We start from the raw sequence: 10,481 nt of genomic DNA on the forward strand, positions 1-10,481 counted from the left end.
CTATCTTAACTGATTTTGTAATTCACTTAACTTAAGTAATGCTTCAATAGGTGTCATATTTGAAATATTTAAATTTTTAATTTGTGCTTCTATTTCACTTTGTGTTTCATTCGAATTAAATAAGTCAAAACTTGTTTGTTCAAACACATCTGTTTGTTTAATAGTTGAGTGTTCTTCCTTATTATTTAAATGATTCTTATTTTCAATATCTTTAGAGTTGTCATTATAATGTTGACGATGGACATTCTCATCTAATACTCCATTTTGTTCAAACGCATTTAAAATAACTTGAGCTCTTTCAATTACTTTCTCAGGAAGATTTGCTAATTTAGCAACTTGAATACCATAACTATCATCAACAGCACCCTCTTTAACTTTATGAAGGAAAATAAGTTCACCTTGATACTCATCTGCTGCTACATGTACATTTTTTAAACTAGATAGCTGTTGATCTAATGTTGTTAATTCATGATAATGGGTTGAAAAAAGCGTCTTAGCATGTGATGTTTCAGATACATATTCAATCATAGCTTGCGCTAGAGATAAGCCATCATATGTTGACGTTCCTCGTCCGATTTCATCAAAGATGATTAAACTATCTGCTGTTGCGTATGTTAATGCTTTTTGTGCTTCTAGCATTTCAACCATAAAGGTACTTTTACCGGATACTAAATCATCTGCTGCACCAATTCTTGTAAAAATTTGATCAAAAATCGGTAATATTGCATTATCACATGGTACATAAGCTCCCATTTGTGCCATGATACTAATGATTGCCACTTGTCGCATATAAGTTGATTTACCGGACATATTTGGGCCAGTAATCAAATAAATAAAGTTATTTTGATCAAGATAACAATCATTTGGTACATAATCATTATAATCCATCACACGTTCTACAACAGGATGTCTAGAATTTTCTAAGTTCAATGTTTTATCATCACTAAATTTTGGTCTAACATAGTTATATTTTTGTGCAATTTCTGCAAAACTTTGTAAACAATCAAGCTCTGATATCACTTTTGCTTGTCTTTGTAATCTTTCAGTATATGATTTAACATGCTCTCTCAATCGAATAAACAGTTGATATTCTAATTCAATTGCTTTATCTTCTGCACCTAAAATAATATCTTCTTTTTCTTTTAATTCGTCTGTAATAAATCTTTCTGCATTAGATAAAGTTTGTTTACGATGATAGCCATGCTCGCTTGGTTCGAATCCTTGAAGATTAGCACGTGTGATTTCAATAAAGTAACCAAAAACTTTATTGTAGCTAATTTTTAAAGATTTGATACCTGTTCTTTCACGTTCTTTCGCTTGAAGTTGTGCGAGCCAATCTTTTCCATTTTTAGATGCTTCTAAATACTCATCTAGTTGTTTACTGAATCCTTGTTTGAACAGCCCCCCATCTTTAACTGAAATAGGTGGTTCTTCTACTAAACTATCTTCTAAGACTGTCAGTAAATCTTCTAATGGTTCTAATGTGCTAAACTGCGTTGTTGTCACACTATTCATTTGTTCAAGAAGTGATTTAATATTTGGAATTTCAGAAATAGAATGTTTGAGTTGAATCAAATCACGAGCATTTACATTTCCATAACTTACTCGTCCTACTAATCTTTCAATATCATATACTTGATTAAGGTAACCTCTTAGAGTATCTCTTTCTATAAAATGATCAATAAATGATTCTACGATATCTAATCGTTGTTCAATATTGTCTTTATGAATAAGTGGGCGATCAATCCACTGTTTCAAGCGTCTTGCACCCATAGGTGTTTTTGTTTCATCCATTAACCATAGCAATGTTCCTTTTTTACTTTTTAAACGTATGCTTTCAGTAAGCTCTAAATTGCGTTTTGCATAATAATCCATTTTCATAAAGTCAATCGCCGCATAGGTTATCACGTCTTCAATATGAGACAAATCTCTTTTTTGAGTATGATGAATATAATCTAACAATAATTGTGTTGTCAAAAACATTAAATTATTTTCTAATGTATTGACACTATATTCCATATCAGAAATTTCTTCTCTAACTGTAATCGTTTCTGTAGTAAGTGAAATTTGTTTTTTTAAATCTTCATTTATATCTTCTCGTACTACAATTTCATTTGGGTTAATCGTAATGATTTCATTAATTAACGTGCTTTCATCTTCAAAATTGGTAGCTTTTAATTCACCAGTAGAAACATCACAATAACTTAATGCGTATCCATTTTCATTCTGAATGAAGCTAAGAATATAATTATTTTGATTTTCATCCATTCCGCCTTGTTCCATCATTGTTCCAGGTGTGACTACTTTAACTACTTCTCTTTTAACCATGCCTTTAGTTTGTTTTGGATCTTCCATCTGTTCACAAATAGCAACTTTATATCCATTGTTAATAAGTGTTTCAATATAGCTATTTGCTGAGTGATACGGAACACCACACATTGGAATTGGATTTTCTTTTTTAGCATCTCTTTTAGTTAAAGTAATTTCTAATACTCTAGATGCTTCTTTAGCATCTTCAAAGAACATTTCATAAAAATCACCTAATCTAAAAAACAATAAGCAATCTTGATATTGAGATTTTATTTTTAAATATTGTTGCATCATAGGTGTCACATTAGCCATATTTTTTTCACAACCTTACTGATATATACTTGTTTCTCACATTTTAACTTGTATATTTTAACATATGTCATACTGAAGCGCTCGTTATCTAAATTAGAATATTATTCTACAACTTAAAAATAAAAGATTATCATCTCTTTATTCCGCTTAATAAACACTAAACTTATTAAGCGTATGAAATGATAATCTTAAATAAAATATTTATTTGAATTTATCTAATAATCCACGTTTTTTTAACACTATAAGTAAGATATAACTAATCGCCGCACCAAGGAAACTTGAAACTAAGAATACAAGCATTAATGGTTTGATAAAGAAATGTTGCAAACCTAATATCCAAGATAGTGGAATGCACATTAAACTACCAATGATTCCAGTTCCAATCACTTCTCCAACTGCAGCCATAAATATGTGCTTTCTATACATATAGAAGATGCTAGCTAGAAACACACCAATCATACTACCAGGAAAGGCAAATGCACTGCCAGTTCCAAATATTATTCTTATTAAAGAAGAAATCAAAGCCTGTGCTAAACCATACCATGGTCCTACAAAAACAGCACATAGTACATTTACAAAATGTTGTACTGGGGCTGCTTTTACTGGACCTAAAGGTATAATAATAAAACTACTAAATACGACATTAAAAGCAATGAGTAAAGCTGTAATGGTAAGTTTTTTAGTTTTCATCTTTGAATATTCCCTTCTGTTTATGAGTCATGATGTGCTTTTTCATTATGCTTATTTAAACTTTGTTCCATAGTAGAAACCATCAATTGCAAAAACTCATTTGCTTCAAATTGCGCTGACCGAAACTCTTCAACAATAGGTAATGCATTGATTTCTTTTTCAAGTTGAGAAATTTCTTTTTCAGATTTTTGATAAGCCTGATGCTTGCCATAATTTTGAAAATTTACTGACTGTTTTTGTTGCAATTTTAATTGTTTCATTTTTTGGTCAATTGATGAATTCTCATGAATTTGTTGCTCTACATTTTGATATTGTTTAATCAATTCTAGTCCCTTTATTTTGTTCGATACACTATCTGCTTGTTTTAGAATATCTTCTTTCTCATACATATTAATTAGTCACCATAACTTGATTATGAAAATGTAAAAATTCACCATTTAATGAGTATTGTTTTGCTTCTTTAACTTTAACATCAACAAGCTGACCAATGGCTTCACGTGGTCCTTTAAAGTTAACTAATTTATTTTTTTCAGTATAACCTGCTAGAACTGTTTCATCTTTTTTACTTGTTCCTTCACATAAAACAGTAACAACTTGTCCTTCATAATGTTGCATTGCTTTTTCTGAATATTGACCAACTTTTTTATTTAAACGTTGCAAGCGATCTTTTTTCACTTCAGTTGGAACATTATCTTTCATTTTAGCAGCAGGCGTACCATCTCTTTGTGAATACAAATACGTATAAGCATGTTCAAATTGAACTTCATCGTATAATGAAAGTGTTTCTTCAAATTGTTCTTCTGTTTCGTTAGGATATCCTACTATTATGTCAGTAGTAAGGGCGACATTAGGAATAGCTTCTTTAATTCTATCAACTAAATCCAAGTAACTTTCACGTGAATATTTACGTCCCATTATTTTTAATACAGCATTATTTCCAGATTGCACAGGTAAATGAATGTGAGGAACGATATTTCCACCTTTTGCAATCACTTCAATCATTCTATCTGTAAAATCCCAAGGATGACTCGTTGTAAAACGTACACGTGGAATGTCAATTTTAGAAATATCCTCTAATAAATCACCTAGACCATAATCTAAATCTTTAATATCTTTTCCATATGAATTAACGTTTTGTCCTAGAAGCGTAATTTCCTTATAACCTTCACGAGCGAGACCTCGAACTTCTTCAATGATATCTTGTGGTCTACGACTGCGTTCTTTTCCTCGTGTAAAAGGTACAATACAATATGTACAGAATTTATCACATCCATACATAATATTAACCCATGCTTTTGTACTTCCTTCACGCACTTTAGGTAGGTTTTCAATAACGTCGCCTTCTTTAGACCAAACCTCAACGACCATGGCTTTTGATAAATATGCTTCTTCTAAAATTTCAGGTAATTTATGGATATTATGCGTTCCAAAAATCATATCCACATTTTGATATGATTTTAAGATTTTATTTACAACAGATTCTTCTTGTGACATACAACCGCATACACCAATTAATGTTTCAGGTCTATTTTTCTTTAAATGTTTTAAATTACCTATTTCACTAAATACTTTATTTTCAGCATTTTCACGAATAGCACATGTATTAATTAATATAACATCCGCTTCATTAATATCATCAGTTGCTTGATAGTCTAAAGCTTGCAAAATTCCTGCCATTACTTCAGTATCATGTGCATTCATTTGACAACCATATGTTTTAATTAAAAATGTTCGTCCTTTCCCCATACCTTTATATTTATCTTCAATATGAAAATCTCGGTTATATTGAACATCTTGTTTACCACGCTTTTTTGCTTCTTTAAGATTAGGTGGTTGATAAACATGTTCGAAATATTTACTATAGTCTTTTTCTGCTTTTTTATTACGTTCGTTTAAAATATCTATCGTACCAGCTTTTCTTTGCTCTTCATTCACTTTACAAAAATCCTTTCTATATGCCCTAATATCATTAGTACATTATATTAAAATTAGCATTAAAGTGCAAAAAGAGTTTACAAATTAATATATTCTATTATTAAATATTGAATAAAAAAGTGGAATAGATGTCATCTTGAATCTTACTCCACTTTAACTAAACTTCATTTAACTTTAACATATGTTATGCTTCATCATATTTACCAGTTAGAGTTTCAATAGATATCCCTTCTGGCACATGATAAAACTTCACTTGGCTAATAATACTAGGACATTCTAATTCAACCATTCTTTCATTCAATTTTTGAATTAAAATTAAGCATTCACTCATATCACCTTGGACAGTCGTTTCAAGAGGACCTACTCTGTAATGTAGCCCCGACTGATCGATAATTTTAATAGCTTCATCTACATAAGGAATAACATCATCATTATTAGGTGTTTTAGGAACTATTTGTACACTCATTAACGTATCTTGCATAAATTTCACCTCTATGATTTATTTATAATTTTATTTTATCATGATTATCTTTATAAATCTGAGTTATTCTATATTTTCTATTGCAGATTTTATGGCTTTTGCAAAGTCGTACATTAATTTATCCCAATTTGACTGATTTTCTCTACTTTTTCGATTTATTTTATTATTTTTGAAAAAAGCCTTACGTAATGAGGTAGTTAACTCAATTTGTACACCTCTACCTCTAGTTGTACAATTAACAATATTATTATCCTGTTGACCTGAAATATGGCTTGGTGCTTCTTTTGCTTTTATACCAATATGATTTAATTGTTCTTTGATGAGTGATTTTAGACGTTCATCTTTTCCACCAACATAAGCAATGCTCTCGTTCCCTTCACAACCATGAATAGCAATAGCTTGGTTACTTTCAGTTACCAGATTCATTGCATCTTTATTATCATAACGTGTAGAAGTTACGTGCAATTCTTTATTTCCTTTACTACGTAAACCTTCGAAAATAAAGTAATTATATCCTCCTTCATCAGCAATTATACTTGCTAATTCAGTTGTAGCAGGTTCAATGCCTCCACCATGAATTGCTAATATTGAAACACTACTATTTCGATTTCTAGTTATTATTTTCCAGTCTTCATTTTCTATCGTTTCTTTTTCCAATTCTTGCATTGATTTAAATTTGTCCAACATCCCCACTCCTTTTATTTACTATATTATTTTCTTCCCTAATAAAAATAAATAAATGAAGTTTAACAAGATTTTTATAAATTTAAACTTAAATTAAAAGACATTCTTGAAGTCATATGATACTTTCAAGAATGCCTTTAAAAAAATTATACAAATTGAGCAGTTAAGTCATTAAACTCTTGTTCAGAAAGACGGATATCTCTTTTAGTTAATGCACTTTCATCTAATTCTTCAATTTGTGATTCATATGAAGGTGTTGTTGTGTCTTGATATACAATACCTTTAACTAGTGATTCATGTTCTAATACAGTTTTCATCGCTAATTGTTTATCTGTTGGATCATAATTTTCAATATCTTCTATACTAGTTAAGTGTTCTTTAAACCAATCATACGTATTCACTTTATTATATGTTACACATGGAGAAAACACATTTACAAATGAAAAACCATCATGATTAATTGCATCTTCAATTAATTTCGTCAATGCTTTAATATCACTTGAAAAACCTTGTGCTACAAATGTAGCACCTGATGATAGTGCTAATTCTAATGGCGCAACATTTTTTTCTATATTTCCTTTAGGTGTTGATTTAGTTACAAATCCAACAGCAGAAGATGGGGACGTTTGACCTTTAGTTAGGCCATAAATTTGGTTATCCATAACAATATAAGTAATATTCATATTGCGACGTAATGCATGAATTGTATGACCCATGCCAATCGCATAACCATCTCCGTCGCCACCTGAAGCAATGACTGTTAAGTCTTTATTAGCCATTTTCACTCCCTGTGCAAGAGGTAATGCACGACCATGAATACCATGTACCCCATAAGAGTTAATATAACCTGATAAACGACCTGAACAACCTATTCCAGTAATTAATGCCACTTCTTCAGGTTCTAAACCTAAATTTGCTGCCGCTTTTTGGATTGCAGCTTGTACTGAAAAGTCTCCACACCCTGGGCACCAGTTTGGCTTCACACTGTTTCTAAAATCTTTAAATGTAGCCAATTACATCATCTCCTTCATATCTTTAGCTACTGAAAGTCCTTTTTCTTCTATTTCATGTGGTAAAAAAGGTGTACCATCATATTTAGTTTGATTAACTAATTTGTCTTGAATGGCAGTATTCATTTTTAAGATATTTGATAATTGGCCTTGATAGTTATGCTCAGCTACTATGACGCTTGAAGCTTTATCAATAGCTTGTTGAATAATATCTTTTGGTAATGGGTGAAGTTGGCGAATTTGCATCGTATTAACTTTAATACCATTATTATTTAATCGTTTACTTCCTTCTTCAATTGCACCTTTACTTGAAATAAATCCGATATATAAAATATCTGCTTTCTCATGTTTCTCATCATAATCAACAGGTGTTTCAATAAGTAAGTTCGCAGTTTTACTCATACGTTTTTCCATTTGTTCACGTCTGTTGTCAGCAGCTTCACTTGGCTTACCTTCTTGATTATGTTCAACACCAGTAACATGGTGAATACCACCTTTAACACCAGGGATTGGACGTTGTGAAATTCCAGATGTTGTAAGTGCATAACGTTTAAAGTATGATCTATCATCTTCATCACGTTCAATATCTGATTGAATAAGCTCTCCACGTTTAATTTGAATTCTATTGTAATCGAGTTGTTTTACTGTTTGTTTACCTAATGACAATTGCAAATCGCTTAATACGATAACCGGACATTGATATTCTTCAGCTAAATTAAAAGCTTCCATAGTTAAATAAAAAGCATCTTCAGCATCAGTTGGTGCTACTACTATCTTAGGAATATCTCCATGTGTTCCATATATCATTTGCATTAAATCTGACTGTTCTTGTTTTGTAGGTAATCCAGTTGAAGGGCCTCCACGTTGCGTATTAACAATAACTAGTGGTGTTTCAGTCATACCTGATAAACCAATGGCTTCCATCATTAAAGATAAACCTGGTCCCGCACTCGCAGTAAATGCTCTAACTCCTGCATAGTTCGCACCAATTGCCATATTCGCTGCAGCAATTTCATCTTCAGTTTGTACTACAGTTCCTCCTACTTTTGGAACATTTGCAATCATATACTCCATAATTTCTGAAGCGGGCGTAATTGGATAAGCTGCCATAAATCTTGAACCAGCCGAAATCGCGCCTAATCCAATTGCATCGTTACCAATCATGTATAAATGTGGTGTACCCTCACTATCTTCTAGTAAATAATCACCATTTACTGTATCTAATTTATCCTTCATCAACTCATAACCCTGATGAAGCGCTTCTATATTCATTTCAACAACTTTTTGACCTTTTTTAGTAAACATATTTGTAATTAACGTTTCGAAAGTTGTTGTATCTAATTTCATTACTGCGCAAGTTGCACCAATCGCTACCATATTTTTCATCAGTGCAGTACCTAATTCTTTAGCTGTTAATGTTAACGGTAATTCAATAAGTTGAGCGCGACAATGTTCTGGTTTAGAAGGTTTAGCTTTAGCATCTGCAATAATAATACTATCTTCTCTCATTTCATGATGATTTAATTCAATTGTCTCTTGATCAAATGCAACTAAAATATCTAAATCATCACTAATTGCATGAACTGGAGAAGTTGAGACTCTTATTTTATTATTTGTATGACCGCCTTTAATTCGGCTTGAGAAATGTCGATATCCATATAAATAATAACCTTTTCGATTCATTGCAGTAGCAAATATTTCTCCAGTTGACTCAATACCTTCACCTTGTTGTCCGCCCACTTTCCATGATATTTGTGGTTTCATATCATTAGCCTCCTGTGGAATTAATTCATACTAAATCATAACAAAAATAACCACCGTCTTACTATGTCAACAGTGGCTTTTATTTAAATTCATACTAATGGACTATACACTATTTATCAAAAGGATGATCCTCATTGATTAAAATGCGTTCTATGAGTTTGGTTCTTCCATTTTTATCTAAATCTATAATAACACCTGAAAGTACACTTCTACCATTATCAGGCACTACATGTCGTTGTGGTAAACTTGTAATAAAACGCTTAATAACTTCCTCGCGATTAATCCCTAGTATTCCATCATAATAACCAGTCATACCTACATCTGTAATATAGCCTGTACCATTGGGCAAAATACGCTCATCAGATGTTTGAATATGAGTATGTGTGCCTACAACAGCGCTGACTCTTCCATCTAAATACCAACCCATTGCATTTTTCTCTGAAGTAGTTTCTGCATGAAAATCTACAAAAATATAATTAGTTTCTTTTTTAGCTTCTTCAATCAATTGATCTGCTTTTTTAAATGGATCATCAATATCTTGCATAAATGAACGTCCTTGCAAGTTAATGATGGCAACTTTAATATCATTAACCTGAATAAAACGCATGCCAACACCTGGCGCTTCACTCGGAAAATTAGCAGGTCTTATCATTCTTTTAGCATCATCAATAAAGTCATAAATTTCTCTTTGACCATAAGTATGATTACCCATTGTCATAAAATCCACGCCATCTCTAAGCAATTGTTTATATAATTTTTCAGTTAAACCTTTTCCATGAGCAGCATTTTCTGCATTAACAATGCTCAACGTAGGCTTATAAGCTTGCTTTAATTTAGGCAAATATTCAGCAATGGTATTTCTCCCTACTTTTCCTACGATATCTCCAATAAATAAAATTCGCATTAATGTTCATCCTCTCACAATATAGTGTAATTGAAATAACTATATAATTAAAGGTAGAGTTTCATATTTTTTAAAATTACACAGTCTTAACTTTAGCATGCATACAGCATATGTTATTATAATATTATAAAAATTTAGGAGTTGTATAATTAAATGTCTATTAATATCGATCCAGAAAAATTTGCAGAACTAGTTGTAAAAGCAAACCCATCAAAATCAGAAGATGCAGAAGATATGGCCAAAGAAAGCTTAGAATTATATATTAACGCATACCGTTTAGCAGAAAGATATTCTAATATTGCTACAAATTGTTATGATACAGCTGAAATTCTTTCTGAAATCAAAAAAACTGATTTACAACTTAAATAATGAAAAACCTGAGACATTTTAA

General features: G+C 31.3%; 10 protein-coding genes. 1 reads left to right on the forward strand and 9 read right to left on the reverse strand.

Annotation, left to right across the window (positions count from 1 at the left end; all coding sequences use genetic code 11):
* The 9 genes from mutS to NR218_RS08410 form a co-directional block, all read right to left on the reverse strand.
* The gene (gene mutS, locus NR218_RS08370) at positions 1–2,622 is read right to left on the reverse strand and encodes a DNA mismatch repair protein MutS (RefSeq protein ID WP_017174632.1); all 2,622 of its coding nucleotides are present in this window, start codon (positions 2,620–2,622) and stop codon (positions 1–3) included.
* A 201-nt stretch (positions 2,623–2,823) separates the two neighbouring features.
* Entirely contained in the window at positions 2,824–3,312 is a 489-nt protein-coding gene (gene thiW, locus NR218_RS08375; protein WP_017174631.1) for an energy coupling factor transporter S component ThiW, read from the reverse strand.
* A gap of 20 nt (positions 3,313–3,332) precedes the next feature.
* Positions 3,333–3,701, reverse strand: coding sequence for a RicAFT regulatory complex protein RicA family protein (locus NR218_RS08380; protein WP_049416231.1), 369 nt, complete (start codon positions 3,699–3,701; stop codon positions 3,333–3,335).
* A gap of 1 nt (position 3,702) precedes the next feature.
* The gene (gene miaB, locus NR218_RS08385; protein WP_017174629.1) at positions 3,703–5,247 is read right to left on the reverse strand and encodes a tRNA (N6-isopentenyl adenosine(37)-C2)-methylthiotransferase MiaB; all 1,545 of its coding nucleotides are present in this window, start codon (positions 5,245–5,247) and stop codon (positions 3,703–3,705) included.
* A 184-nt stretch (positions 5,248–5,431) separates the two neighbouring features.
* Positions 5,432–5,728 carry a thiamine-binding protein gene (locus tag NR218_RS08390; RefSeq protein WP_002448768.1) on the reverse strand — a complete coding sequence of 99 codons (297 nt, stop codon included), beginning with the start codon at positions 5,726–5,728 and terminating at the stop codon, positions 5,432–5,434.
* A 63-nt stretch (positions 5,729–5,791) separates the two neighbouring features.
* The gene (locus NR218_RS08395) at positions 5,792–6,412 is read right to left on the reverse strand and encodes a poly-gamma-glutamate hydrolase family protein (RefSeq protein WP_017174628.1); all 621 of its coding nucleotides are present in this window, start codon (positions 6,410–6,412) and stop codon (positions 5,792–5,794) included.
* A 146-nt stretch (positions 6,413–6,558) separates the two neighbouring features.
* Positions 6,559–7,425, reverse strand: coding sequence for a 2-oxoacid:ferredoxin oxidoreductase subunit beta (locus NR218_RS08400; RefSeq protein ID WP_017174627.1), 867 nt, complete (start codon positions 7,423–7,425; stop codon positions 6,559–6,561).
* On the reverse strand, positions 7,426–9,186 hold the full coding sequence (locus tag NR218_RS08405) for a 2-oxoacid:acceptor oxidoreductase subunit alpha (RefSeq protein WP_017174626.1): 1,761 nt from the start codon (positions 9,184–9,186) through the stop codon (positions 7,426–7,428).
* Positions 9,187–9,295: 109 nt separating this feature from the next.
* Complete coding sequence (locus tag NR218_RS08410; RefSeq protein ID WP_017174625.1) at positions 9,296–10,090, reverse strand: TIGR00282 family metallophosphoesterase; 795 nt, start codon at positions 10,088–10,090, stop codon at positions 9,296–9,298.
* A gap of 153 nt (positions 10,091–10,243) precedes the next feature.
* Between NR218_RS08410 and NR218_RS08415 the strand changes: the two genes are divergently transcribed.
* Positions 10,244–10,459, forward strand: coding sequence for a hypothetical protein (locus NR218_RS08415; protein ID WP_002448781.1), 216 nt, complete (start codon positions 10,244–10,246; stop codon positions 10,457–10,459).
* The last annotated feature ends 22 nt before the right edge of the window (positions 10,460–10,481 follow it).

The sequence above is a fragment of the Staphylococcus sp. SUC_1.2 genome (assembly GCF_026222585.1).

What these genes read in the sequence shown, in the direction of transcription:
- mutS (WP_017174632.1), bottom strand. Translation starts at nt 2,622, where the DNA reads ATGGCTAATGTGACACCTATGATGCAACAATATTTAAAAATAAAATCT.
- thiW (WP_017174631.1), bottom strand. Translation starts at nt 3,312, where the DNA reads ATGAAAACTAAAAAACTTACCATTACAGCTTTACTCATTGCTTTTAAT.
- NR218_RS08380 (WP_049416231.1), bottom strand. Translation starts at nt 3,701, where the DNA reads ATGTATGAGAAAGAAGATATTCTAAAACAAGCAGATAGTGTATCGAAC.
- NR218_RS08390 (WP_002448768.1), bottom strand. Translation starts at nt 5,728, where the DNA reads ATGCAAGATACGTTAATGAGTGTACAAATAGTTCCTAAAACACCTAAT.
- NR218_RS08405 (WP_017174626.1), bottom strand. Translation starts at nt 9,186, where the DNA reads ATGAAACCACAAATATCATGGAAAGTGGGCGGACAACAAGGTGAAGGT.
- NR218_RS08410 (WP_017174625.1), bottom strand. Translation starts at nt 10,090, where the DNA reads ATGCGAATTTTATTTATTGGAGATATCGTAGGAAAAGTAGGGAGAAAT.
- NR218_RS08415 (WP_002448781.1), top strand. Translation starts at nt 10,244, where the DNA reads ATGTCTATTAATATCGATCCAGAAAAATTTGCAGAACTAGTTGTAAAA.